Here is a 26681-nt window from a genome sequence, read left to right as displayed (position 1 = left end):
ACGGCGCCGGTCGCGGCGAGCACGAGGACGGAGAGCGCCAGCACCGGCATTTCGGCACCCTCGAGCGTGATCCCGGCCGGCACGGCCAGGACGACCGTCGTGACCAGCGCGGCGGCGATGATCGCGATCCCGCCGCCCTGGGGTGTCGGCACCCGGTGGCTGGAACGGGCATTCGGCCGGGCCAGGGCGTAGCGCCGCAGCAGCGGCTTCAGCAGGACGATGAGCCCGGCCGACAGGAGGGCCGCCAGCGGCACGACGAGGAGGGGGGCGAGGGTCATCGCGCTGCCGGAAATCGCGAGCAGGCCCTCTCCCCTCCGCGGGAGAGGGTGGCCCCCGAAGGGGGTCGGGCGAGGGGAGCGCCGCTTCCACTGAGCCTACGCCGCCCGAGGGCGGCACCGTCGCGCTGCCCCTCTCCCGCCTGCTCCGCGGCCACCCTCCCCCACCCGTGTCGGGCCTGCCCGACTTGGGCCGATGGGTGCGGATCCTGGGCGAGCCCGGGATCCGACGGGGGGAGGGTTTTTCGGCTTTGTCGTCCGATCCTTCGCATAGCCCCCGCTCTACCCGCCCGCACCGGCCCAAGCGAGGCCGCGGCGACCGCTCCCAACTTGTTTTGGCCGCAAAGCCACGCGATCCGCGTGACGCGGTCCTCCGAAAGAGCGGTGGGCGGGCCGCGCGTCACGGCCGGCTTGCCTTGCGGGGGCGGGGAGCCGCCGATACGACTTGGCCGCTCGCCCCCACCGCTCAAGCCGGTTGTCAAGAATCGCCCGTTGCGCACGCTTTCACTGGCCCTTGCCCTGGTCCTCGCGATCCTGACGGCCGCGGCGGGCTCCCTCGCCTGCCTCCTCGGGACCACCGCCCCCGCCTACGCGGTCGAGGCCGTGCGCGTCACCCTCGACGCGCCCGCGATCGACCTGACGCCGACGATCGAGCGCTACCGCTCGGACGGCGACCTGATCCAGATCTCCACCGCCCCGGGCAAGGACGGCATCGTGCGGCGCATCGCGGTGAAGGCGCGCGAGACGGGCGCGCGGCCCGACTGGATGGTGTTCGCGCTCACCAACGACACCGACGAGCAGATCGACCGCCTGCTCGTCGCCCCGCATTTCCGCCTCGTCGGCTCCGGAGTGATCTGGCCCGATCTCGGCGGCTCGCGCATCGCCGCGATCACCGCGAGCGAGGGGATCCGGCCGGAGCGCGACGAGAGCCTCGACGCCGACCAGTTCCTGATCACCATCGATCCCGGCACGACGGTGACCTACGTCGCCGAGCTGAAGGGTCCGAACATCCCCCAGGTCTACCTCTGGGATCAGGACGCCTACCGCAAGAAGACCTCGGGGCTGACCCTCTACAAGGGCATCATCATCGGCATTGCCGGGCTGCTCGCGCTGTTCCTCACCATCATCTTCGTGGTGAAGGGCGCGATCATCTTCCCCGCGGCGGCCGCGCTGTCCTGGGCGGTGCTGGCCTATGCCTGCATCGATTTCGGCTTCCTGCAGCGGGTCTTCCCCGTCACCGAACTCGCCGAGCGGATCTACCGCGCCTCCGCCGAGGCCGTGCTCGGGGCGACGCTCCTCGTCTTCCTGTTCGCCTACCTGAACCTGTCGCGCTGGCACGTGCGCTACAGCCACGTCGCCTTCTTCTGGCTGACCTTCCTCGCCGGCCTCGTGGCGCTCGCGGTGTTCGACCCGCCGGTGGCGGCGGGCGTGGCGCGCATCTCCATCGCCGCGGTGGCGGGCGTCGGGCTGCTGCTGATCCTCTATCTCGCCGTCCATAACGGCTACGACCGGGCCATCCTGCTGGTGCCGACCTGGCTGCTGCTGCTGGTCTGGGTGGTGGCGGCGGGCTTCGCCATCACCGGGCAGATCGGCTCCGACCTCGTGCAGCCGGCACTGATCGGCGGCCTCGTGCTCATCGTCATGCTGATCGGCTTCACGGTGATGCAGCACGCCTTCGCCGGCGGCGGCCTGAGCCACAGCCTCGTCTCCGACACCGAGCGCCGGGCGCTGGCGCTGACGGGGGCGGGCGACATCGTGTTCGACTGGGACGTGCCCGGCGACCGCGTCTTCGCCGGCCCGGAGATCGAGGCGCAGCTCGGGCTCAAGCGCGGCGCCCTCGAAGGGCCGGCGGCGAACTGGCTCGGCCTGCTCCATCCCTTCGACGTGGAGCGCTACTCGGCGGCCCTCGACACGGTGATCGAGGAGCGGCGCGGGCGCATCATCCACGATTTCCGCCTGCGCTCGGCGGACGGCCCCTACGCGTGGTACCGGCTCAAGGCGCGCCCCGTGATCGGCACCGACGGCGAGGTGATCCGCATCGTCGGCACCATCAGCGACGTCACCGAGGCGAAGACCGCCGAGGAGCGGCTGCTGCACGACGCCGTGCACGACAGCCTCACCGGCCTGCCGAACCGCGAGCTGTTCCACGACCGGCTGGAGGCGGCGCTGGCGCTGGCGAGCCAGGATCCGCGCCTCAAGCCCGCGGTGATCGCCCTCGACATCGACCGGTTCAAGGCGATCAACGACGCCATCGGCCTCTCGGCGGGCGATTCGATCCTGCTCACCCTCTCGCGCCGGCTCGGGCGGCTGCTGCGCCCGCAGGACACGCTGGCCCGGGTCGCGGGCGACGAATTCGCGGTGATCCTGCTCTCCGAGCGCGAGCCCGACCGCATCCTCTCCTTCGCCGAGATGATCCGGCGCGCCATCGCCACCCCCGTCACCTACGCCGACCGCGAGGTGTTCCTCACCGTCTCGATCGGTATCGCGCTGCACGAGGCGACGCCGGGCGCCGGCGGCCAGAGCACGGGACAGACGCGGCGCGAAGAAGTGTTCAAGAACGCCGAGATGGCGATGATCCAGGCCAAGCGCGGCGGCGGCGACCGGATCGAGGTGTTCCGCGCCAACATGCGGCTGGAGCGCTCCGACCGGCTCATGCTGGAGGCCGACCTGCGCAAGGCGCTGGAGCGCAACGAGATCAAGGTGCTGTTCCAGCCGATCGTGCGGCTCGAAGACCGCACCGTCGCCGGCTTCGAGACGCTGCTGCGCTGGGACCATCCGAAGCTCGGCCGCATCCCGCCCTCGACCTTCCTGCCGGTGGCCGAAGAGACCGGCGTCATCGTCCCGCTCGGCAATTTCGCAATCGAGCGCACGGCGCTGGAACTCGCCGCCTGGCAGCGCTCCCTCGACGTCGAGCCGCCGATCTTCGCCTCGGTCAACGTCTCCTCGCGCCAGCTCCTGCGCCACGACCTCCTGCACGACGTGAAGACGGTGATCGCCCGCACCGGCGTGCTGCCCGGCTCGCTCAAGCTGGAGATGGCCGAGGGGCTGGTGATGGAGAACCCGGAATACGCCGCCCAGATGCTCACCCGCATCCACGACCTCGGCGCCGGCCTCGTCCTCGACGATTTCGGCACCGGCTACTCGGCGATCTCCTATCTCCAGCGCTTCCCCTTCGACACGATCAAGATCGAACAGAGCTTCGTGCGCCAGATGGGCCAGGGCCGCACCGCCATGCTGCGCTCGGTCCTGCGGATGGGGCAGGAACTGGGGCTCGCCACCATCGCCGAGGGGGCGGAGTCGGAGGAGGACGCGCAGGGGCTGCAGGAACTCGGCTGCGACTACGCGCAAGGGGCGGCCTTCGGCGAGCCGATGACCGTGCTCCAGGCCCGCCAGCTCGTCGGCGCCGCCCCCGAGGCGGCCTGACCTCGGCCCCTGGTCCCGCGATGAGGCGGGTCGCTCGGGTTTTCGTTTAAACCTCCCTTAACCATGTTGGCGGAAGGTCCACCTGAAGTATCCGGGCCGCCTGTTCGGCGCCCGAAGGTCTGAGGATGGACGATGATCGAGGCGACGAGACGCAGGAGCCCGGCCCCCTCCGGCAACGCGATGCGGCGCCTGATGACGCGGCCGATCCATGCGCATCTCGCCGGCGCGGCGCAGCCGCGTTCGGTCGTCGCCGACGCGGCGGCCGACGCGCCGGTCGAGGCCGCGGCCGAGTCCCCCGTCGAAATCTCCGAGGAAGCCCCTGCTCCCGTGCCGGCCGAAGCGGCCGCGGGCGAGGCGGATCTCGCCCGTCTGCGCCTCGAAGTGGCGATGATGAAGGCGGCGCTCGCCGCCGAACGCCGGGAGAGCGAGGCCCTTCGCAGCAGCCTCGGCCTCGCGGAGGCGGAGACGCTCGGCGAGGAGGCGCAGGCCGTGCGGGCGCGCTGGGCCGCCCTGGTCGAGCGCCTGATCCACGATCCGCGCTGATCCTTCACGACACCTGACATCTGATCGGAGCGGGTTGCCGCCATGCGTGCTCCCACGAGCGCCCGTTGCTCGCTTGTCGTCAACGGCCAGTCGCTGCGGGTCTCCCCCGGCGACACCTCCCTGGAAACCGCTCTGGCGGACGGCGTGATCGCGCCGATGACGGGACTGCTCGGCCAGGGGGCCGGCCCGGCCTCGCGTCGCCTGCCCGTCCGGGCCCGGCGGGCGGAGGCGGTGACGCTGTCGGCCCCCGACCCGGACGCGACGATCCGGCCCGTCAGGTCGCCCGCCCGGACGCTCGCCCGCACCCTTGCGCGCCGCACCGGCGGCATCGACACGATCACGGCGCTGGCGCCGCGGGTCGTGCAGGTGGTCGCGACCCTGGAGCGGCGGCTTCCCTTCGAGCCGGGCGATCAGGTCGTCGTCACGGTCGAGGGCGGTCGCCCGGTCACGCTCACGCCGACGCTCGGCGTCGAGGGCGGGGCGGAGCTGAACGAACTCGTCTTCCACCTGCGCGGCGAGTGCGCCGAGGATCTCACCGGCCTGTTCGGCTGCGCGATCGAGCCCGGCCGCGCGCTGAAGGTGAAGGGTCCCGTCGGCAACGGCACCTACCGCCCCGGCGGCGGTCGCCTCGTGCTGGTGGCGGCGGAGACGGGGTTTGCCGGCATCTGGGCCATCGCCCGCGCCGCGCGCTACGTCGAGCCGGCCCGCGAGATCTGCCTCGTGGTCGGCGCCCGCGATCCCCTCGACCTCTACATGCGCCCGTCGCTCGAATGGCTGCGCGCCACCGGCGTGACCCGCATCACGCTCGCCGCCGACCGCCACCGCCAGCGGGCGCCCGACGTGCGCCCCGGCCCGCTCACCGCCCACATCCCCACCTTACGGGCGACCGACGTGGTGCACGCCTCCGGCTGCCCCTCGACGCTGGGCGCGGTGGAGGTTCTGGCCGCCGCCGCGGGGGCGCGGTACTACCCGATCCCGCTCGAGCCGGGGGCGTGAGGGTCTCACGGCTTCCGGTTGATTCCTTCGGTTCTGCTTCCCGTCATTCCGGGGCGCCGAAGGCGAACCCGGAATCCACCCGTGATGCCATGCTAAGCCACGCATCACGGGTGGATCCCGGGTTCCGCTGCGCGGCCCCGGGATGACAGGGTGGGGCTGAACCGAACCAATCCATTGGGAACGGTATCACACCTCCGGCGCGTGGTTTCTCCCGTCATCGGGAAGACTGATCGCGCGCCGTTCAGTGGGCAAGGTTCATGGCTACGGACCGTTCGAGGGCAGACCACCGCTGTCCCTGCTGCCGCTGCCTCACGCTCGACGAACGGGGTGGATTCGAAATCTGCCCCGTCTGTTTCTGGGAAGACGACGGGCAGGACGACCACGATGCCGATCTCGTCCGTGGCGGCCCCAATCGTGGACTGTCGTTGACCGAGGCTCGCCGGAACTACGCGGCCTGCGGAGCCGCCGATCCCATCGACCTTCCCCACGTTCGCCCTCCGACCGCGTCGGAACGGTAGTCCCGTCCGAGACGGCCTGAAACCTGTCGGCGATGCGCGACCGCGGTTTGCCCCCTGATCCGAGAACGAAGAAGGGAGCGGCCGATCCGGCCGCTCCCTTCCTTTCGTGACACGATCCTGCCGGCCCTCAGCCCACCTTCACCCGCCAGATCTCCTCGGCGTATTCCCGCATCGAGCGGTCGGAGGAGAACCACGCCATCCGCGCGGTGTTGAGGATCGCCGCGCGCCACCACTGCGCCGGGCGCTTCCAGGCCGCGTCGATCTCGCGCTGGACGCGCCAGTAATCCTCGAAATCGACCGTGGTCAGGTAGCGGTCGCCGCGGCGCAGCTCGTCCACGAGCGGGACGAAGCGGCCGGGATCGTCCGGCGAGAAGGTGCCGCCCGCGATGGCGTCGAGCGCCGCAGCCAGCCGCGGGGAGCCCGCGATCGCCTTGGCGGCGTAGTCCGGCTCGCCCGCGCGGGCGAGCACCCCTTCGGCGTCGAGGCCGAAGATGAAGATGTTCTCCGCGCCGACATGGTCCTTGATCTCGATGTTGGCGCCGTCGAGCGTGCCGACGGTGAGCGCGCCGTTGAGGGCAAGCTTCATGTTGCCGGTGCCGGAGGCTTCCATGCCGGCGGTCGAGATCTGCTCGGAGAGGTCGGCCGCCGGGATGATCACCTCGGCGAGACTCACCGAGTAGTTCGGCAGGAACACCACCTTCAGCCGGTCGCCGATCTCGGGATCGTTGTTGACGACATTCGCGATGTCGCCCGCGAGCTTGATGATCAGCTTGGCCTGCACGTAGCTCGGCGCGGCCTTGCCGGCGAAGATCTTGACCCGCGGGGTCCAGTCCTCGTGCGGCGCCCGCTTGATCGCCTGGTAGAGCGCCACCGTCTCGATCAGGTTGAGGAGCTGGCGCTTGTACTCATGGATGCGCTTGATCTGCACGTCGAACAAGGCCGACGGATCGACGGTGACGCCGGTGCGCTCGGCGATGACCTGGGCGAGGCGCGTCTTGCGGGTCTTGCGCATCGCCGCGTAGCGCCTGCGGAAGTCAGCGTCGTCGGCGAACGGCACGAGTCTCTCGAGCCGGGTCGGATCGTCGAGCACGTCCTCGCCCGCCGCCTCGACGGCGAGCGCCGTCAGCTCCGGGTTGGCGTTGTGCAGCCAGCGGCGGAAGGTGATGCCGTTGGTCTTGTTGATGATCTTCTCCGGCTCGATCGCGTGGAGATCCTTGAACACGGTCGATTTCAGCAGCTCGCTATGGAGCGCCGAGACGCCGTTGACCCGGCGCGAGCCGTGGAAGGCCAGCGGCCCCATCCGCACCCGCCGCCCGTGCGACTCGTCGATCAGCGAGACGGTGGATACGTCGAACGGGCCGCCTCTCGCGTTCTTGCTCTGCTCCTCGAGGTGCAGCCAGTTGATCAGGTAGATGATCTGCATGTGGCGCGGCAGCAGCCGCTCCATCAGCTCGACCGGCCAGGTCTCCAGCGCCTCGGGCAGCAGGGTGTGGTTGGTGTAGTGCAGCGTGTGGGTGGTGATCTGCCACGCATCCTCCCAGGAGAGGCCGTGGTCCTCCATCAGGATGCGCATCAGCTCCGGCACGGCGATCGCCGGATGCGTGTCGTTGAGCTGGATCGCGGCGTGGTCGGGCAGGGAGCGCAGGGAGCCGCGCTCGGCCACGTGCCGGCGCACGAAGTCCTGCAGCGAGGCGGAGGTGAAGAAGAACTCCTGGCGCAGGCGCAGTTCCTGGCCCTCGGCCGACGAGTCGCTCGGGTAGAGCACCCGCGAGATCGCCTCGGCCCGGGCGCGGCCGGCCACCGCGCCGACATGGTCGCCGGCATTGAAGCGGGCGAGTTCGACCGGCGCGTCGGCCTCCGCCTTCCACAGGCGCAGGACGTTGACGTGCTTGCCCCGCCAGCCGACGATCGGCACGTCGTAGGCCACCGCGTTCACGGTCTCGGCCGGGTGCCAGTGGCGGCGGATGTGGTGATCGCCCTGGCTCGTCATGGTGACGTGGCCGCCGAAGCCGATCGTGTAGGTCGATTCCGGCCGGGCGAACTCCCAGGGGTTGCCCTCCGCGAGCCAGGTCTCGGGCGCCTCGCGCTGCCAGCCGTCTTCCAGCGACTGGCGGAAGATGCCGTGGTCGTAGCGGATGCCGTAGCCGATCGCGGGGATCGACAGGCTCGCCATGCTCTCCATGAAGCAGGCCGCGAGCCGTCCGAGGCCGCCATTGCCGAGCGCCGCGTCGGGCTCGGCCCCCTCGACGTCGGCGAGATCGACGCCGAGGTCGCGAAGCGCCGCCCGGGTGGTCTCGACGAGGCCGAGATTGTTCATCGCGTCCGACAGGAGCCGGCCGATCAGGAATTCGAGCGAGAGATAGTAGACGCGCTTGTCCGGCACGGTGCCGGACTGGGCCCGGTAGCAGGCATCGACGATCCGGTCGCGCAGGGCCAGAGCCGTCGCGGCGAACCAGTCGCGCTCGCGGGCGGTCTCCGGCGTCTTGCCGATCACGTAGACGAGCTTGGCGCGGATGTCCTCGCGCAGGGCTACGACGACGTTGCCGTCCACGCCTTGGCGCGGTTTAACATAGGTGGCGGCGGCCTTGACCGACTTCGCCGATGAAGCGGATGTGTCCGAATCGCCATTTCTGACGAGAGCGGACGGAGCTTCGTTCAGCACCTCAGATTCCCCCTTCGTTGCAGCCGAAGCAGCTGATGCATGTCGGTTCAACGCAGATCCTGCCCTCTTCTTGCGGCGGCACGATGATCTGCGACGTGGTCTGTCGCCCTGCCACACCATGGTGTTGCCGGTGACCGGCCTTGTCGAGACACATCGCGACACATGCGTGCAAACATGTCGTTCGCAAGTCATGTGCCCGCACGTCTGTGTCACTGTGGACACAACGCTCGTGCATCGGCCGCCGGCCCGCACGAGAAATGGCACCGACCGCTTGAAGGCTTCCTGAACGGCCCTACGCCACCTCGGGAACGGCGCGCCCGATGCCGGGCGTCATCGCGGGAGGTCCGATGGGAAGTCCGATATCCGGGACGAGCGGCTCCGAAACGATCTGGTGGCAGAGCGGGACAGTCTATCAGGTCTATCCGCGCTCGTTCCAGGACACCGATGGCGACGGCGTCGGTGATCTTCGAGGGATCGCGGCGCGGCTGGATTACCTCGCCTGGCTCGGCGTCGACGCGGTCTGGATCTCGCCGTTCTACCGATCGCCGATGGCCGATTTCGGCTACGACGTCGCCGATTACTGCGCCGTCGACCCGCTGTTCGGCACGCTGGAGGATTTCGACGACCTGATCGGCGAGGCGCACCGGCGCCGGCTCAAGGTGATCCTCGACTTCGTGCCCAACCACAGCTCGATCGAGCATCCGTGGTTCGCCGAGAGCCGGGCGAGCCGCGAGAACTCGAAGCGCGACTGGTACATCTGGCGCGATCCGGCCCCCGACGGCGGCCCGCCGAACAACTGGCTCTCGAATTTCGGCGGCCCGGCCTGGACCCGCGATCCGGCCACCAGCCAGTACTACTACCACGCCTTCCTGCCCGAGCAGCCGGACCTGAACTGGCGCAACCCGCAGGTGCGGGCGGCGATGCACGACGCCCTGCGCTTCTGGCTCGCCCGCGGCGTCGACGGCTTCCGCGTCGACGTGATCTGGCACCTGATCAAGGACGAGGGATTCCGCGACAACCCGCACAATCCCGACTTCCAGTCGCATCAGGCCGGGATCAACCGCTTCCAGCAGGTCTATTCCTGCGATCGGCCCGAGGTGCTCGAGGTCATCGCCGGGATGCGCGCGGTGCTGCGGGAATACGGCGAGCGGGTGCTGATCGGCGAGATCTACCTGCCGATCGAGCGGCTGGTGGCCTATTACGGGCCGGGGCTGACCGGAGCCGACCTGCCCTTCAACTTCCAGCTCATCCAGACGCCGTGGCGCGCCGACGCGGTGGCGGCTCTGGTGGCGGAGTACGAGGCGGCCTTGCCCGAGGGCGGCTGGCCGAACTGGGTGCTCGGCAACCACGACCAGCCCCGCATCGCCGCCCGCGTCGGCGAGCGCCAAGCGCGCATCGCCGCGATGCTGCTTCTCACCCTGCGGGGCACGCCGACCCTCTATTACGGCGACGAGATCGGCCTCGGGCACGTCCCGGTGCCGCCGGAACGGGCACAGGACCCGTGGGGCCGCAACGAGCCCGGCCACGGGCGCGACCCGGAGCGCACGCCGATGCAGTGGGAGGACGCGCCGAATGCCGGTTTTTCCACCGGCACGCCCTGGCTGCCGCTCAGCGACGATGCGGATCGGCGCAACGTCGACGAGATGCGCGACGATTCCCGCTCGATCCTGACCCTCTACCGCCGCCTCCTGTCCCTGCGCCGCGACCACCCGGCCCTGTCGATCGGCGGGTGGCGCGGCCTCGACCTGCCGCCGGATCTCGCCGCCGACATCTTCGCCTTCGAGCGCTTCGCGGAAGCCGAAACCCTGCGCATCCTGCTCAATTTCAGCGGCCGCGACGGGACCGTGCCGCTGGAGGACGGGGGCGCCTGGACGATCCTGCTCTCGACCCGTTCCGGCCGGGCCGGCGACCGGGTCGAAGGCAGCCTCAGGCTCGAACCGGACGAGGGCGTGATCCTCGGACCGGCGGGCCGCTGAGGCCGCTCCGCGGCCGGTCCGCTGCGGCGCACACTGCGCGTTCGGCTCGCCCGCGACCGGGCCAAAGGCGCAGAACGGTCGACCCATTCGTCCGGCGCGGGTGGGCCATGAGAAAAACGCGGGGCCACGCCGAAAATTATTAGCCTGAACCTGGCCTGAATTGTGCGATGCAACGGAACGGATTGCCTTCCGGAGCATTTCAATGCCGAGCGCAGCAGCGGCGGTTCCCGCTTTTCACCGGCGGCGCGGGTGGAGTGGGGGCGAGTCGATGGCTTACGTGGATCTCGGTGCGCGCCCGGTCGCCGAGCCGCCGTCACCGATATCCGTCTCCGACCCCGATCCCAGGCTCGGCAACGCGCTTCTCCCCCGCATCCTCTACGCCACCCCGGAGATGGCGGATTTCGTGAAGACCGGCGGCCTCGGCGAGGTCGCGGGCGCCCTGCCGCGGGCGCTGCGCCGCCACTACGACGTCCGCGTCCTCATTCCCGGCTACGCGCGGGTGCTCGCCGGCCTCGAAAACCTGACCATGATCGCCCGGTTCGGCAGCTTCGCCAGCGTGCCGGGCTGCGAGCTCGGATTCGGCACCACGCCGGACGGCCTCGGCGTCTACGTGCTGGTCGCGCCCGACCTGTACGAGCGCGACGGCACGCCCTACGGCGACGCCGGCGGCGATTTCGGCGACAACGACCTGCGGTTCGCCCGCCTCAGCCGGGCGGCGGCGGAACTCGCCGCCGGGATCGACCCGTTCTGGTCGGCCGATCTGCTCCACCTCAACGACTGGCAGACGGCCCTGGCGCCGGCCTACATGTCCTGGCTCGGCATCCGCCGCCCCAGCGTGCTGACGATCCACAACCTCGCCTATCAGGGCCTGTTCCACCGCGACAACCTCGGGCGGATCGGCGTGCCGGACTACGCCTTCCAGATGGACGGCGTGGAGTTCTACGGGCAGCTCTCCTTCCTGAAGGCCGGCATCTACCACGCCTCGCACGTCACCACGGTGAGCGAGACCTATGCCCGCGAGATCACCACGCCCGAGGGCGGCTGCGGCCTCGACGGCCTGCTGCGCACCCGCGCCGCGCAGGGGCGGCTCACCGGCATCCTCAACGGCATCGACGAGAGCTGGGACCCGCGCACCGACCCGCATCTCGCCACCCGCTTCGAGCCCGACGACTGGAAGGGCAAGCGGGCCAATGCCGACGAGGTGCGCAAGGCGTTCGGCATGGCGGTCTCCCGCGGACCGCTCTTCGCCATCGTCTCGCGCCTCGTGCATCAGAAGGGCATCGACCTCAGCATCAGCGCCGCCGAATCGATCGTCGCCGAGGGCGGCCAGCTCGTGGTGATCGGTCAGGGCGAGGGCCGGTTCGAGGAGGCCCTGCGCGATCTCGCCGGGCGCCATCCCGAGAATGTCGGCGTCCATGTCGGCTTCCGCGAAACGGAGGCGCGCCGCATCTTCGCCGGCAGCGACTTCCTGCTGATGCCCTCGCGGTTCGAACCCTGCGGGCTGGCGCAGATGTACGCGCAGCGCTTCGGCTCCCTGCCGATCGTGCGCCGCACCGGCGGGCTCAACGACACGGTCGAGGACGGGGTCACCGGCTTCACCTTCGGCGAGGCCTCGCCGAGGGGACTGGCCTCGGCGATCCGCCGCGCCTTCGAGACCTTCGGCCAGAAGAAGCGCCTCAACACCATGCGGCGCAGCGCGATGTCCCGCTCCTTCGGCTGGGACGGGGCGGCCCTGAATTACTGCAACCTCTACGCCCGCGCCTTCGGCAACCACACCGCCCGCCGCTGGAAGGCGGCCTGAGTCGCGACCGGACGGGAACACCGCCCGGCGAAAGCGGTTCTCCCGAACGATGCCGTCGCTTTTCCATGGCACGGAACGAAGCGTTCCGCGTTGAGCGTGCATGGACGCGACCGTGGCGCTCCCGCGCAGCAACCCATTGATCCTCCGGCTTCGCTACGGCGCGGATCTCGACGCCGGGGACCGGGCCATGCTCGCCGACCTGTCCCGGGGCCGCCGCACCCTGGAGCCGCAGCAGGACATCGTGCGGGCCGGGGACCGGGCGGCCGGCGTCCACCTCGTCCTCGAAGGCTACGCCTTCCGCTACAAGCTCATCAACGACGGGCAGCGCCAGATCCTCGGGCTGCTCCTGCCGGGCGATTTCTGCGACCTGCAATCGATCGTGCTCGGCCCGTCCGACCACTACATCGCCGCCCTGACCGCCTGCACCGTCGCCGACATCCCGCAGGAGCGGGTCGATGCGCTGGTCTTCCGCGATTCCCGTCTCGCCCGGGCGCTGTGGTGGGCCACCCTCGTCGATGAGAGCATCCTGCGGGAATGGCTCGCCAGCATGGGTCAGCGCTCCGCCGACAAGCGCATCGCCCACCTGTTCTGCGAACTGCTGCTGCGCCAGCAGCTGGTCGGCGCCGCCGGCGAGCGCGAATGCCCGCTGCCCCTGACCCAGCCGATGCTCGCCGACATCCTCGGCATCACCACGATCCACGTGAGCCGCATCCTGCGCGACCTGCGCCTGGCCGGCCTGATCCAGCTGAAGGACCGCCGGCTGCTCGTCCCGGACGTCGCGCGCCTGCGGACGTTCTGCGATTTCGATCCGACCTATCTGCACCTCGTCCGAATGCCCGACCTCGGAGCCGCCGAGGACGTCGTGCGCATCGGGCCCTGACGCGCGCGCAGCCCTGCCCCCCCGCAAGAATGCCTGTACGGCAGGCAGGATCATGCCGATTCTCTGTGCCCCGCCCCCGGCTCGTCGCTCGGGCAAGCGCATGAGAACAACGACGCCATGACAGCCCCCGACCCCGTCCCGCAGATCGCCCTCAACGACGGACGGTCCATCCCTCAGCTCGGATTCGGCGTCTGGCGATTGCAGGCGGCGGAGACGCCCGCCCTCGTCGGCACGGCACTCGGCAGCGGCTACCGCTCGATCGACACCGCCGCGGCCTACGGCAACGAGAACGGGGTCGGGCGCGGATTGCGGGAGACGATCGTGTCCCGGGCCGAGGTGTTCGTGACGACGAAGCTCTGGAACGACAGCCAGGGCTACGACGCGACGCTGCGCGCCTTCGACCAGAGCCTCGCCCGGCTCGGCCTGGAGCAGGTCGATCTCTACCTGATCCACTGGCCCTGCCCCGAGCGCGGACTCTACCTCGACAGCTGGCGTGCCCTGATCCGCCTGCGCGAGGAGGGTCGTGCGGCCTCGATCGGCGTCTCGAACTTCACCGAGGCCCATCTCGACCGGCTCGTGAGCGAGACCGGCGTCACCCCGGCCCTCAACCAGATCGAGCTGCATCCGCATTTTCAGCAGCACGCCCTGCGGGCGGCCCATGCCCGGCTCGGCATCATCACCGAGGCCTGGAGCCCGCTGGGACAGGCCCAGGTGCTGGACGACCCGATCATCACCCGGATCGCCGACCGACTCGGGCGCAGCCCGGCTCAGGTGGTGCTGCGCTGGCATGTCGAGAACGGCTTCGTGGCGATCCCGAAATCGGCGACGCCGACCCGGATGCACGAGAACATCGACGTGTTCGGCTTCGCCCTCACGGAAGAGGACCACGCGGCGATCGGCGGCCTCGACCGGGCGGACGGGCGGATCGGTCCCGACCCGATGACGTTCCAGTAGCGACCGGCGGGAGCCCGCCCTCGGCTCGCCCTCAGCCCGCGAGCGGCAGCGGCTTCGTCGCCGCGAGCTGCGTCCCGCCTTTCCGCTCCAGCAGGCCGGGCGGCGGCACCGGGGCCTCGATGGTGCAGACCACGCCGCCGGGCTCGTAGAGCAGCTCGACCTGCCCCGCGAGTTCGCGGGCGAGGCTGCGCTCGATCAGGCGCGAGCCGAAGCCGCGGCGGGTCGGCGGCGTGACCGGCGGGCCGCCGCTCTCGCTCCAGCGCAGGGAGAGGGAGAGTTCCGGCCGGCGCTGCACGGTCCAGGTGATCGTGACCCGGCCGCCCTCCTTGGACAGGGCCCCGTACTTCACGGCATTGGTGCCGAGCTCGTGCAGGGCCATGGCGATGGACAGCGCCAGCCGTGGTGCGAGCCGCAGGCGCGGCCCCGACACCGCGAAGCGCGAATCCTGGCCCTCGGCGGCCTCCAGCGGGCGGATCGCGTCGGCCACCACCGTCTTCAGCTCGGCGCCCTCCCAGCTTTCGCGGGTCAGCACGTCGTGGGCGCGGGCGAGCGCCAGCAGCCGCGCCTCGAAGGCGGCCTTGGCCGCCTGCGCCTCCTCGCCGTCGAGCCCGCGCAAGGACTGCATGGCGATCGACTGGACGGTGGCGAGCGTGTTCTTCACCCGGTGGTTCAGCTCGTTGATGAGCAGGCGCAGATGCTCCTCGGCCCGCTTGGCATCGGTGACGTCGACGCTGCAGCCGGTGAAACCGAGGAAGGTGCCGTGATCGTCGAGCCGCGGCACGCCCTCGCAGCGCAGCCAGCGGATCTCGCCGTTGCGATCGACCACCCGCATCTCCGCCCGGAACGGATGCCGGTTCTCGAACGCTTCCTGGAACGTCGCCTGGAAGGCGGGCAGGTCCGGCGGATGCACGATCGACTCCCAGCCGCCGGCGGCCAGCTCCGCGGCGGGGCGGCCGAACAGGTGGTCGAAATGCATGTTGGCGAAGACCACTTCCGCCGTGTCGTCGGTCATCCAGATCAGCGCCGGCGCCGAATCGGCCATGTGGCGGAAGCGCGCCTCGCTCTCGCGGAGCGCGGCGAGGCCGCGCTGGGTCTCGGCGAGGGCCCGGTCGCGCTCCTCGCTGCGGGTGCGCAGACGGAGCGAGGCTTCCGAAAGCACGTCGGCGAGGCGGCGGATCTCGTGGATCGGCGAGGCGACCCGCGGGATCGCCTGCCCCCGGGCGAGCGCCGGGCCCGTGGCCGCGAGCTGCCGCAGGGGCTTCGAGACCCGCGACCACAGGTGGACGGCGAGCACCGAGGAGGTGGCGAGCACGAGAAGCCCGAAGCCGCCGAAGGCCCAGATCCAGCGCCGCAGGCGGGCATCGACCAGCTCGCGCGGGATGCTCGCCCCGACGGTCCAGCCGTTGAGCCGCGAGCGTGCCTCGACCATGGTGATGGGCTTGAAGTTCCGGTCGCGCCCCTCCCAGACGCCGGGCGTGCCCGTCGCCGTCTGGCGCAACGTCGCGAGCCGGGGATTTCCGACCACGCCCGGCATCTCGGGCAGGCGCGCCAGCACGACGGCGTCGCGGTCCGAGACCCCCGTGACCCAGCCCTGGACCTGCTCGCGGGCCAGGATCCCCGCGATTCGGGTCAAGGGCACCGAGAAGCTGAGGATGAACGCGACGCCGTCGTCGATCCGCACCGGGACCGCGACGGCGTAGTGCGCCTGATCGGGCATCGCCCCCGCGAGATAGCCGGTGACCATGGAGCGCTGGCCGCTGTCGATGAGTTCGCGGTCGACCGGCAGCGAGCTCACGGGGAGGGGCGCCCCCGGCTTCAGGGCCGTGTTGACGATCTGCTGCCCGTCCGGCCGGCGCAGCACGAGATCGAGGCCGATCGCCTCGCGCACCAGGCGGGCCTGGTTCTCGAAATTGGCGAACTCGCCGTCCTTGAGCCGCGGCGAGGTGGCGAGCGTCTGCAGCACCGAGACGAGCCCGGCGGTGTCTCGATCGATCGACAGGGCGATCCCGCGCACGTTCTCCCGTGCGTCCTGCTCGAAGCGGGCGCGCTCGGTGGCGGCGTAGCGGGTCAGCAGGATCGCGGTGAAGATCAGGCCCGGACCGATCAGCGCGATCACGAACATGATCAGGTAGAATTGCGTGGAGAAGCCACGCTGGCCGAGCCGGGAGAGCATGCGTCGGATCAAGGCGTCCCGCGGCTTTGCGCTGAAGGGTTTTCGAGGGTGGCGCCCGCCCATCATGCCCCAGCGCGGGCACGCCTGCCAACTGCCCCGCCTCAGCCCTCCCGCCCGGCGCGATCGACGTGGCCCAGATCCCGTCCCGGATCGAGCCGGTCCCGCACCCGCTGCTTGAGCGCCTTCACATCGGGAAAGCCGCCGTCGCGCACGCGCTCCCAGATGACCTCGGACTCGACCTCGATCACGAACACCCCGCCGGTGCCGGGCCGCAGGGCGACCTCGCCGAGATCGTCGCGAAAGGTTGACAGAAGCTCCTGCGCCATCCACGCCGCACGCAGGAGCCATTGGCACTGGGTGCAGTAGGTGATGGTGATGCGGGGGCGAGGCGGCTGTGTGAGGATAGCAGTTTGCATGGTGTTATCCATCAAGATTCCTGTTCTATTTATATAGATTATAGATAGATCCCTTGTGATAAATTCTTTATATGAAGTAATATATACTATAATTCTAGCCAATACGTAGATTCAATAAATATTTAAATGAGGCATCACCAGCAACATGGATGAACCTAGGCGACGATCTACCCTCGATGCGTGGTTGCACAGCTTGCCATATTTCTAATTTTAGACCGGATCTTCAAATTTCACCTAATAAAATCAGCACGATCTCGAACCGCGACCCTTTGATTAAACGATATTTTATTTTAGGAATATGGTATGACGCTCCTGTTTCGAACGGCTCCGCTCGACATGGGTATGCAAGCGGCCGTGCCTTTTGGTAGAGACATGGGCAGCAGGGCGGGACGCAGTTTGTGATAGCAACAACTCTCCACCTCTTTGTGTCGTAATGCTTCGGAGGCTGATTTGACATACGCAGTACACGAGATAGCGACTGTGGCCTGTGACCACGAAGCACCGGCTGCAATGCGGCGAGAAATAGAAGCCGCAGGTGTTCGAGTTGCCTTGATTGGTCTCAATGAATACTCCAAACATCTATATAGTATATTTATATCAAACATCTGAATACACCCAAGACATAAAAGGCTTTCTCCGAGATCCGGCGTGTACTCAAGCCTGGGGGAAGATTAATAGGCCAAGTTAGCTACATGGAACAAATTCATGATTACAATACATTCAATTTTACTCCTTACGGCTTCAAAATCGCATGTGAGCAAGCGGGCCTGAGGCTTGATATAATATATCCGAAATTTGATGCAATAACCTGGCTGGTCAGGAGGCTTATTATCTGCACAAGCGGTTCCGATGACAACTCGTTATCTCCTCTAATGTCAGGAGTTAACCCAATCGGAGAGGCATTTATCAACTATGGCCGCAAGCAAGGACTGAGCCCGGCTCAAACGAATCTCTTCCGATTGATGTTCAGTTCTCACTTCGTATTTGACGTCAGCAGGCAATAAGCAATCATACAGGGAAGCATTAGCATGGACTACGGACAAAATCTCCTTTCAGACTTACGCAGACTTGTGGCGGAAGGAAATAGTGAGGGGATTGCCGCGCTTACAAGTTCAGCGGAGCGAACTATCCCTGATGATCAGCAATCGCTTGTTGATATAGCCATTATTGCGCGAGATCTTGGTAAATTTGAAGATTCATATCGTATTTGCCGATATGTTCTTAGCAAAAATGCTAATAACGGCTTTGCATCGTATGAATTGGCAATGCTGGATGCGATGCTCGGGCGGCACGTTGAAGCCTTGCTGAGTCTTGAAAAAAACATCGTACGCATGCCCGGCGATGTACGAAGCATCAAGTTTGCGGCTCGTATGTCGGCACGCATCGGAGATTTCGTTGCAGCAAGGAATTATGTGGCCCTCGCAGATGAAATGTCGCCAGATAGTTCTGATACGGCTTGGCTACGTGAACTATGTGCTTTTATGGAAATTTTTCCCGCCGGTTTGGCAGATAAAATCAGTGCCAAATTCGAGAGAGATAATCGATATATTTCTAAGGAGTGCTTGATTGATTGGACCCGCGCCGCTTTGCGAGATAAGCGTGGCTTCTCGATGATCCGGCTCGGCGATGGAGAGGGCGCTTTTTGCAGAATTTCGAGCGAAGACGAACAACGCTTCCAAAATCTGTATAGATATTGCCGCGAAGATCGCGCTCGAGTATGGTTCAATGGGGAAATCGATTTGATAAAATCTGGATTTACTGATACGGCCTTCGGGCTGCGACAAGCAATGTACGATGCAGATGTATTAGGTTTGCCCTATCGATCATGGGTCGAACACGAGTACAAGTTTTGCAGCCCTACTGGGATCACATGTCTAGTTAATGCACTGAGATTAGCACAGGTCCCCACCGTTGACAGAGGGCAATCTTGGACAACGCAGCAGATTCATGCTGAGTTGCTTCAGAGCAATCTACTGGAGAATCTAGTTCGCGACCACAAGGAAATTTCTTTAATATCATGCATGACCGACGCACCACAATCTCTCAAGCAGGCTTTCCAACTTGATCATGTCGAATTTTACAGGATTCCCGGAGAGAAAGCTCACGTCCATCTGCTTGGTAACGATGCCGGAGAAGGTCGGCACTTTCCAGATAGATTCAACAGTCTATGTAACGAGCTGAGCCAGCCCCTTCATGGCCGGCTATTTCTAGTTGCCGGCGGAATTTTGGGAAAATTGTATTGCACAAGAATCAAGCAAAGCGGAGGAGTTGCATTGGACGTTGGATCAATCATCGACGCTTGGATGGGAAGGCTAACGCGCCCTAACTACGGAACTTCCTATGCCCTGCCTCAGGCTTCAGCCAGAGCGTAGGGATGATTTTTCATCGCGACAGTCAATGTTTAATCTACTTTGCACAAAATTGGACAACATCACTCGAAATTGTCGAAATCCATAACACATTGCTTTCGTATAAATTTTCACCGTGCGTACCGTTTCATTTGCAAATCCGGGTTTCAGTTTCCTGTCAAATGTGGGGGCGACTCATATGATCTGTTTCTTCAATATTACAGCTCCATCCCGCACGTCTGTTTTCGCTAGGCTCGCCTCCGCCCTCGCGGCGCTCTGGCTGGCGACCTGCCTTTCCGGCTGCGGGGCGATCAACCGGGTGCCGAGCCTGGAGGAGCAGGCGAAATCGGCCTGGAGCGAGGTGCAGAACCAGTACCAGCGCCGGGCCGACCTGATCCCGAACCTCGTCGAGACCGTGAAGGGTTACGCCAAGCAGGAGCAGGAGACCCTGACCCGGGTGACGGAAGCCCGGGCCAAGGCGACCAGCGTCCAAGTCGATGCCTCGACGGTCAGCGACCCCGAAAAATTCAAGCAGTTCCAGGACGCGCAGAACCAGCTCTCGGGGGCGCTCGGGCGGCTGCTGGCCTCGGTCGAGGCCTATCCGGATCTCAAGTCCAACCAGAACTTCCTGGCCCTGCAGTCGCAGCTCGAAGGCACGGAGAACCGGATCGCCGTGGCCCGGCGCGACTACATCCAGGCGGTCCAGGCCTACAACACCGAGATCCGCACCATTCCCGGCCGCTGGATCGCCTCGTGGTTCTATCCGGAGGCGAAGCCGATGGAGACCTTCACCTCGACGCCGGGCGCCGAGCGCGCACCGAACGTGAAGTTCTAGCCCGCCCGCGCGAGCGGCTTCCCGGTGATGACGCGCCCCGGCCGGATCGTCCGGCTCCCCGCGGCCGGCCTGCTGGCGGTGCTGGCGCTCGCGCTCATGATCGGGGCCGGGCTCGCCGCCGCGGCCGAGCCCGATTTCCCCAAGCTCACGGGGCGGGTGGTGGACGCGGCCGGCATCCTCTCGCCGGAGGCGCGGGCGCGGATCGACGGAAAGATCAAGGCGCACGAGGACAGGACCGGCGATCAGCTCGTCGTCGCCACCGTGCCAAGCCTTCAGGATCTCACCGTCGAGGACTACGCCAACCGCCTCGCCCGAAGCTGGGGCATCGGCCAGAAGAAGACCAACAACGGCGTGCTGCTGCTGGTCGCGCCGAAGGAGCGCAAGGTCCGCATCGAGGTCGGCTACGGGCTCGAAGGGGCGCTGACCGACGCGCTGTCGAAGACCATCATCACCAGCGCGATCACGCCCCGCTTCCGCCAGGGCGATTTTTCCGGCGGCGTGGAGGCGGGGGTGGACGCCATCCTGCCGATCCTCGCGGGCGATGCCGACGAATGGCAGCGCCGGGCGCCAGTGCGGGAGGATTCGGTCGATCCCGTCACGGTGATCTTCTGGATCGTCGTCATCATCGCCCTCGTCGTTGTGCTGACGCGGATGAACGGCGGCGGACGACGGGGCCACGGCGGCGGCTTCGTGGTCATCCCGGGGCCGTCCGGCGGCTGGAGCGGCGGCTTCTCGGATGGCGGCGGCGGGGGCTTCTCCGGCGGCGGCGGTTCCTTCGGCGGCGGAGGAGCCTCCGGTGACTGGTAGCGCGACGATCCTCGACGGCGCCGAGCGGGCGCGGATCGCCGCGGCGATCGGCCGGGCGGAGGCCGGAAGCTCGGGCGAGATCGTCGTGCTCGTGGCGGCGCGCGCCGGGCTCTACCGCTCCCCCGGCCTCGCCCTCGCGCTGGCGGTCGCCCTCGCCCTCCCCTGGCCGCTGATCGTCTTCACCGATCTCGGCGCGGGGGAGATCGCGCTCGCGCAGGCGGCCGGCGTGCTCGCGAGCCTGCTCCTGACCCTCAACGAGGGCCTGCGCGTCGCGCTGACCCCGCGGCGCTGGCGCCGCGAGCGGGCGCATGCCGCCGCCCGCCGCGAGTTCCTCGCCCACGGCCTCACCGGAACGCGCGGGCGCACCGGCGTACTGGTCTACGTGGCGCTCGCCGAGCGCTATGCCGAGATCGTCGCCGACCGGGGCGTGCGGGCGCGCGTCGAGGAGGCGCAGTGGCACGCCATCGTCGCCGACCTGCTCGCCGCCGCCGGGCGCGGGGCGCTGGCCGAGGGCCTCGTCGCGGCGGTGGAGCGGGTCGGCGTTGTGCTCGCGGCGGAGTTGCCCGACCGTGGCGCCGACAACCAGCTTCCCAACCGGGTCATCGTCCTCGATTGACGCGCCGGGCCCGAGGCGAGCGGTACGGTCCGCCCTCCGCCAGCGAGGTAACGCGAGCCGGAAGATGTCACTCCCCGTGTCGGGGAACGCGGACCTGTGTATTCCCGGCAACTGGCCTCACCGGAAAAATTGCGTCAAACAGAGCCGTGTAAGGCCGCCTGCATCAAGAATGCGGCCAATGACGGAGTGAGGCGTCGCATGGGCGCAATACAGAAACACGGGCCCTGGGCCCTCGTCGGGGCATTGGGTACCGCATCGCTGGCGGTGGTCGCGACACAACGGGGGGAATCGATCAACGCCCTGTGGGTCGTCGTCGCCGCGGTCTGCGTCTACCTCATCGCCTACCGCTACTACTCTCTCTACATCGCCGACAACGTCATGCGCCTCGATCCGAAGCGCGAGACGCCGGCCCACCGCCACAACGACGGCCTCGACTACGTCCCCACCAACAAGTCGGTCCTGTTCGGCCACCACTTCGCGGCGATCGCCGGTGCCGGCCCGCTCGTGGGCCCGGTGCTCGCGGCGCAGATGGGCTACCTGCCCGGCATGCTCTGGATCCTCGCCGGCGTCGTGCTCGCGGGCGCGGTGCAGGATTTCATGATCCTGTTCATCTCCATGCGCCGCGACGGGCGCTCGCTCGGCGAGCTGATCCGGGCCGAACTCGGGGTGATCCCCGGCGTGATCGCGCTGTTCGGCACCTTCATGATCATGGTCATCCTGCTCGCCGTGCTGGCGATGGTGGTGGTCAAGGCGCTGGCCGAGAGCCCCTGGGGCACCTTCACCGTCGGCGCGACGATCCCGATCGCCCTGCTGATGGGCCTCTACGCCCGCTACATCCGGCCGGGTAAGGTCGGCGAGGTCTCGATCATCGGCTTCGTCCTGCTCATGGCCGCGATCGTCTACGGCGGGCAGATCGCCGCCGACCCGTACTGGGGTCCGGCCTTCACCTTCACCGGCGTGCAGCTCACCTGGATGCTGATCGGCTACGGCTTCGTCGCCGCCATCCTGCCGGTCTGGCTGCTGCTCGCCCCGCGCGACTACCTCTCGACCTTCCTCAAGATCGGCACCATCGTCGGCCTCGCCATCGGCATCGTCTTCGTGGCGCCGCACATGCAGATGCCGGCGATGACGAAGTTCGTGGACGGCACCGGTCCGGTTTGGGCCGGCTCCCTGTTCCCGTTCCTGTTCATCACCATCGCCTGCGGCGCGGTCTCGGGCTTCCACGCCCTGATCTCGTCGGGCACGACGCCGAAGCTCGTCGACAACGAGCTCGACACGCGCTTCATCGGCTACGGCGGCATGCTCATGGAGAGCTTCGTCGCGATCATGGCGCTGGTCGCCGCCTGCGTGATCGAGCCGGGCATCTACTTCACCATGAACTCACCGGGCGGCCTCGTCGGTACCACGCCCGAGAGCGCGGCGGCGGCGGTGACGGCGCTCGGCTTCCCCATCGGCGCCGACGTGATCGCCCAGACCGCCAAGGATGTCGGCGAGCACTCGATCATCTCCCGCACCGGCGGCGCCCCGACCCTCGCGGTCGGCATGGCCCACATCATCTCGTCCGCCATCGGCGGCAAGACGATGATGGCCTTCTGGTACCACTTCGCGATCCTGTTCGAGGCGCTGTTCATCCTGACGGCGGTGGATGCGGGCACGCGCGCCGGGCGCTTCATGCTGCAGGATCTGCTCGGCCTGATCTCGCCGACCTTCAAGGACACCGCGTCCTGGGGACCGAGCGTGGTCGCCACCGCGCTCTGCGTGGGCGCCTGGGGCTTCTTCCTCCACCAGGGCGTCACCGATCCGCTCGGCGGCATCTACACCCTGTGGCCCCTGTTCGGCATCTCGAACCAGATGCTTGCGGCGGTAGCGCTGACCTTGGCGACGGTGGTGATCTTCAAGATGAAGCGCGAGCGCTACGCCTTCGTCACGATCATCCCGACCGTGTGGCTGTGCATCTGCACCCTCACCGCCGGCTGGCAGAAGATCTTCTCGCCCGACCCGAAGATCGGCTTCCTCAGCCACGCCAACCGGTTCGCGACGGCGATCGCCGAGGGCAAGGTGCTGGCCCCGGCCAAGAGCATGGACGACATGCACAAGATCGTCTTCAACGACCGGATCGACGCGGCGCTCGCCGTGATGTTCGTCGGCCTCGTGGTGGCGATCGTCGTCTTCGGGGTGATGGCCTGCGTCAAGGCCTACCGCGCCGACCGCTGGACCGCCCTCGAAGCCGATCCCAAGCTCGCGCCCGCGGAGTGAGGCCGACATGACCAGCACCGCCGCCTCGCAGAACTTTCGCGATCGCCTCAGGGCCTTCAACAAGTGCGTCTGCGACGGCGCGCGGCTGATGGTGGGTCAGGGCGATTACGGGACATACGTCGCCCACATCGCCAAGACCCATCCGGACCAGACGCCGATGACGGAGCGCGAATTCTTCCGCAACCGCGAGAACGCCCGCTTCGGCGTCGGCAACACGTCGGGCTTCCGCTGCTGCTGAGCTGCGGCGGCTCCGTGTCGGGAGCCGTTGTTTGGCAATGACACCAAACCAGAACGCCGGGCCCTCACGGGGCCCGGCGTTCTTCGTTTCGAGTTCTTATCTGGTTGCCGATCGACGGCCTCTGGTTTGACCTTACTCCGTCATCGCGAGCGGCAGCGAAGCGATGACGAAAGCGGGATCGAAGCGTCTGAGCGAATTGCGAATCAGAAGCCGGAAAACAAACCGATTTTCACGTGAAATTAACCAAGAAGCCGCGCCGCTGGCCCCTGCCCGGACCACTCGCCGCTCCTAAAGCGAAGATTGTGCGGCCCGCGCTGTTGCAACGCACCCAATGCGGAATCTAGTCTCCCCCCAATCAAGGGGGATTGCGACGATGAACCAGCTTGAGGGTGTGCCGAGCCCGGCTCCGGCGCGAACAGGGGAGATCGCCTTCGACCGGAGGGCGGCGGGGCTCACCGGCATCGTCGTCAAAGGCTTCCTCCTCTCGCTGGTCACCTTCTCGATCTACCGGTTCTGGTACATCACCAACCTGCGGCGCTTCTTCTGGAGCCGCACGGTCGTGGCCGGCAGCCCGGCCGAGTATCTCGGCACCGGCAAGGAGCTGTTCCTCGGCTTCCTCGTAGCGCTCGCGATCCTCGTGCCGATCTACATCGTCCTGTTCGTCATCGGCCTCCTGAGCCCGGTGCTGGCCGCGCTCGCCGCGCCGATCTCCTTCATCGGCCTGTTCGTCCTCGGGCAGTACGCGTTGTACCGCGGCCGGCGCTATCGCGCGTCGCGCACCCGCTGGCGCGGCATCCGCCTCGGCCAGGACGGATCGGGCTTCGCCTATGCCGGTTTCGCCAGCCTGTGGTGGCTCGGGACGATCCTCAGCCTCGGCCTCGCCTTCCCCTTCATGCGTGCGGCCCTGGAGCGCTACCGCATCGACCACACCCTGGTCGGCCAGAGCCGGATGCGCTCGACCGCGACCGGCCGCTCGATCCTGCTGCCATGGCTGATGTTCTACATCGTCGCGCTGCTGCCGATCCTGGTGAGCGTCCTGGCGCTGCTAGCGGCGAGCGGGTTCGACATCCCGACCGATCTGCTGATCCAGGATCCGGCGAGCGCGAAGAGCAAGCTCATCTTCAACCCGGCCTACGCCGACTCGCCGCTCGTCTCCTACGCCAGCGCCGTCGGCATCGCCGCCAGCGTGTCGATCCCGCTGGCGCTGCTGCTCATCCCCTATTACCGCGCCCGCGAGACCCGCGCGTTCCTCAACGCCGCGCATCTCGGCGGGGCGCGGCTGACCTCCTCGCTCAAGGCGCGCCAGTTCTACTTCCCCTACCTCGTCTACCTGCTGGCGGTGATCGGCTTCGTCGTCGTGCTGGGCATCATCTTCGCCCTGCTCGTGCCGCTGATCGCCACGGGAGGTGACAATCCGGGCATCCACGCCTTCGTCATCGTCTCGACCGTACTGCTCTATCTCGGCGCCATCCTCGGCACCAACGTGCTCTACGTCCGCATCATCACCGTGCGCCTGTGGCACGCGGTGGCGACCACGATGCAGATCGAGAACCTGCCGGCGCTGGAAGCGGTGCTCGCCTCGACGCGCCCGCCGGCCAGCGGCCTGAACGAGGGGTTAGCCGACGCGCTCGATGTCGGCGGCGCCCTCGAGATCGGGTTCTAGGGTCACGATGGAGGCGATCACCACCGCCGGCACCTTCTTCGACGGGATCAGCGCCCGGCCCCAACCGGTGACGCTGCGGCTGACGTTCCGGCTCGAAATCCTCGGCGAGGACGTGTCCCGCGACTGGAGCCTGCTCGACCTGCGCGCATCCGAGGCCGCGCCGCCCCTGATGCGGATCAACCACGCGCAGGGACCGGAGAGCGTCGAGTTCGCCGACGCGCCGTTCGCGCAAGCGCTGACGGCGCGCTGCCCCGACCTGAACCGGACCGAGGGCGGGGGCGGCCTGACCCGCCTCGTGCTCTGGTCGATCGCGGCGGGCGTGTCCGTGCTGCTGACGGCGATCTACGGCGTGCCGGCGGCGTCGGGCCTGCTCGCACCGCTGGTGCCGCAGGCCGTCGAGTCGCAACTGGGGCGCAGCGTCGATGGGCAGATCGTCACCTTGCTCGGCGACCCGCCGCTCTGCAACGAGGCGGCGGCGCGGGCGGTGCTGGACCGGCTGACGGCACGGCTTGCCGAGGGCATGACGCTGCCGACGACGCCGCAGGTGAGCGTGCGCCGCCACTCGGTCGCCAACGCGCTCGCCCTGCCGGGCGGCCGGGTGATCCTGCTCTCCGACATCATCGCCAAGGCCAGGAACGGCGATGAACTCGCCGGCATCCTCGCCCACGAATTCGGCCACGTCGCCGCCCGCGACCCGATGCGCTCGGTGATCACGGCGGGCGGCACCTCGTTCCTGCTGAGCCTCGTGCTCGGCGACCTCACGGGCTCGACGGTGCTGGTGACGGTCGGCCAGGCGGCGATCTCGGCGGGCTATTCCCGCGACGCGGAACGGGCGGCGGACGCCTACGCGGTGGCGGCGGTGAAGCGGGCCGGCGGGGACGGGGCGGCGCTCGCCGCGATCCTCGAGCGCATCACCGACGCGGACGACGAGAAGCCTGACGCGGTCTCGTTCCTGCGCTCCCACCCGTTCACGGCGGAGCGGGCGGCGCGGATCCGGTCGCTGGCGGGGGAGAAGCCGGCCGGCCCGGGCATCCTGTCCGAGGCCGAGTGGGCGAGCCTTCAGGGCATCTGCCCGAAGCCGGCCAAGCCGGAGAAGCGCAAGCCGGCCGACGGCGAGACGACGACGCCGACCGAGAAGCTGTGAGGTCCGGTTTCGAAAGGTCGAGACCTCGTCGAAGGTGCAGGGCAGCGCCCTGCCTTCGACGAAGACGGCGCGCCGCCCCCGTGCACAGGATCGAACGGATTCTGGTCGATCGCTTCGGTCGGGGCGTGACGTGTCCCCTCCCCTTGTGGGGAGGGGT

19 protein-coding genes and 1 pseudogene are annotated in these 26681 nt (G+C 67.7%); 16 read left to right on the top strand and 4 right to left on the bottom strand.

Annotated elements, in window-relative coordinates; all coding sequences use genetic code 11:
* Positions 1-278: pseudogene (locus MFF42_RS00825) on the bottom strand (glycosyl transferase); the annotation flags it as partial.
* 489 nt (positions 279-767) lie between these two features.
* On the opposite strand from MFF42_RS00825, the gene MFF42_RS00820 reads away from it, so the two are divergent.
* The 4 genes from MFF42_RS00820 (at position 768) to MFF42_RS26510 (ending at position 5755) form a co-directional block, all read left to right on the top strand.
* A complete protein-coding gene (locus tag MFF42_RS00820) occupies positions 768-3698 on the top strand; it encodes an EAL domain-containing protein (protein ID WP_238253609.1) in 2931 nt (976 codons plus the stop codon).
* Positions 3699-3830: 132 nt separating this feature from the next.
* The gene (locus MFF42_RS00815) at positions 3831-4241 is read left to right on the top strand and encodes a hypothetical protein (protein ID WP_238253608.1); all 411 of its coding nucleotides are present in this window, start codon (positions 3831-3833) and stop codon (positions 4239-4241) included.
* 42 nt (positions 4242-4283) lie between these two features.
* Complete coding sequence (locus MFF42_RS00810; RefSeq protein ID WP_238253607.1) at positions 4284-5237, top strand: ferredoxin reductase domain-containing protein; 954 nt, start codon at positions 4284-4286, stop codon at positions 5235-5237.
* Between the two features lie 257 nt (positions 5238-5494).
* A complete protein-coding gene (locus MFF42_RS26510) occupies positions 5495-5755 on the top strand; it encodes a CPCC family cysteine-rich protein (protein ID WP_373875117.1) in 261 nt (86 codons plus the stop codon).
* 127 nt (positions 5756-5882) lie between these two features.
* Here MFF42_RS26510 and MFF42_RS00805 read toward each other — a convergent pair whose 3' ends face one another.
* A complete protein-coding gene (locus MFF42_RS00805) occupies positions 5883-8417 on the bottom strand; it encodes a glycogen/starch/alpha-glucan phosphorylase (protein ID WP_238253606.1) in 2535 nt (844 codons plus the stop codon).
* Positions 8418-8764: 347 nt separating this feature from the next.
* On the opposite strand from MFF42_RS00805, the gene MFF42_RS00800 reads away from it, so the two are divergent.
* The 4 genes from MFF42_RS00800 (at position 8765) to MFF42_RS00785 (ending at position 14028) form a co-directional block, all read left to right on the top strand.
* A complete protein-coding gene (locus tag MFF42_RS00800) occupies positions 8765-10393 on the top strand; it encodes an alpha-amylase family glycosyl hydrolase (RefSeq protein WP_238253605.1) in 1629 nt (542 codons plus the stop codon).
* Between the two features lie 268 nt (positions 10394-10661).
* Positions 10662-12194, top strand: a complete 1533-nt coding sequence (glgA, locus tag MFF42_RS00795; RefSeq protein WP_238253604.1) for a glycogen synthase GlgA — start codon at positions 10662-10664, stop codon at positions 12192-12194.
* Positions 12195-12294: 100 nt separating this feature from the next.
* A complete protein-coding gene (locus MFF42_RS00790; protein ID WP_238253603.1) occupies positions 12295-13074 on the top strand; it encodes a Crp/Fnr family transcriptional regulator in 780 nt (259 codons plus the stop codon).
* Between the two features lie 117 nt (positions 13075-13191).
* Complete coding sequence (locus MFF42_RS00785) at positions 13192-14028, top strand: aldo/keto reductase (RefSeq protein ID WP_238253602.1); 837 nt, start codon at positions 13192-13194, stop codon at positions 14026-14028.
* Positions 14029-14059: 31 nt separating this feature from the next.
* Here MFF42_RS00785 and MFF42_RS00780 read toward each other — a convergent pair whose 3' ends face one another.
* Complete coding sequence (locus MFF42_RS00780) at positions 14060-16201, bottom strand: sensor histidine kinase (RefSeq protein ID WP_238253601.1); 2142 nt, start codon at positions 16199-16201, stop codon at positions 14060-14062.
* Between the two features lie 101 nt (positions 16202-16302).
* Positions 16303-16617 carry an Rdx family protein gene (locus MFF42_RS00775; protein WP_238253600.1) on the bottom strand — a complete coding sequence of 105 codons (315 nt, stop codon included), beginning with the start codon at positions 16615-16617 and terminating at the stop codon, positions 16303-16305.
* 1028 nt (positions 16618-17645) lie between these two features.
* On the opposite strand from MFF42_RS00775, the gene MFF42_RS00770 reads away from it, so the two are divergent.
* The 8 genes from MFF42_RS00770 to MFF42_RS00735 all read left to right on the top strand — a co-directional run bounded on the left by MFF42_RS00770 (position 17646) and on the right by MFF42_RS00735 (position 26524).
* Complete coding sequence (locus MFF42_RS00770) at positions 17646-18989, top strand: tetratricopeptide repeat protein (protein ID WP_238253599.1); 1344 nt, start codon at positions 17646-17648, stop codon at positions 18987-18989.
* Positions 18990-19164: 175 nt separating this feature from the next.
* Positions 19165-19800 (top strand): LemA family protein, encoded by a 636-nt coding sequence (locus tag MFF42_RS00765; protein ID WP_238253598.1) that lies wholly within the window; start codon positions 19165-19167, stop codon positions 19798-19800.
* A gap of 27 nt (positions 19801-19827) precedes the next feature.
* Positions 19828-20607, top strand: a complete 780-nt coding sequence (locus MFF42_RS00760; RefSeq protein ID WP_238253597.1) for a TPM domain-containing protein — start codon at positions 19828-19830, stop codon at positions 20605-20607.
* Positions 20597-21223, top strand: a complete 627-nt coding sequence (locus MFF42_RS00755) for a TPM domain-containing protein (protein ID WP_238253596.1) — start codon at positions 20597-20599, stop codon at positions 21221-21223. The genes MFF42_RS00760 and MFF42_RS00755 overlap by 11 nt, the downstream gene beginning before the upstream one ends.
* Positions 21224-21421: 198 nt before the next feature.
* Entirely contained in the window at positions 21422-23479 is a 2058-nt protein-coding gene (locus MFF42_RS00750) for a carbon starvation CstA family protein (RefSeq protein ID WP_238253595.1), read from the top strand.
* A gap of 7 nt (positions 23480-23486) precedes the next feature.
* Positions 23487-23717: a YbdD/YjiX family protein gene (locus tag MFF42_RS00745; protein WP_238253594.1), complete on the top strand. Its 231-nt coding sequence runs from the start codon at positions 23487-23489 to the stop codon at positions 23715-23717.
* Between the two features lie 373 nt (positions 23718-24090).
* A complete protein-coding gene (locus MFF42_RS00740; protein WP_238253593.1) occupies positions 24091-25380 on the top strand; it encodes a YjgN family protein in 1290 nt (429 codons plus the stop codon).
* 7 nt (positions 25381-25387) lie between these two features.
* Positions 25388-26524 (top strand): M48 family metallopeptidase, encoded by a 1137-nt coding sequence (locus tag MFF42_RS00735; RefSeq protein WP_238253592.1) that lies wholly within the window; start codon positions 25388-25390, stop codon positions 26522-26524.
* Positions 26525-26681 lie beyond the last annotated feature (157 nt).

Origin of the sequence: Methylorubrum podarium, assembly GCF_022179745.1 — a bacterium.
In the GTDB taxonomy this organism is placed as follows: domain Bacteria; phylum Pseudomonadota; class Alphaproteobacteria; order Rhizobiales; family Beijerinckiaceae; genus Methylobacterium; species Methylobacterium podarium.
The sequence above is the reverse complement of the archived record's forward strand: the minus strand, read 5'-3'. Positions and strand labels throughout refer to the sequence as shown.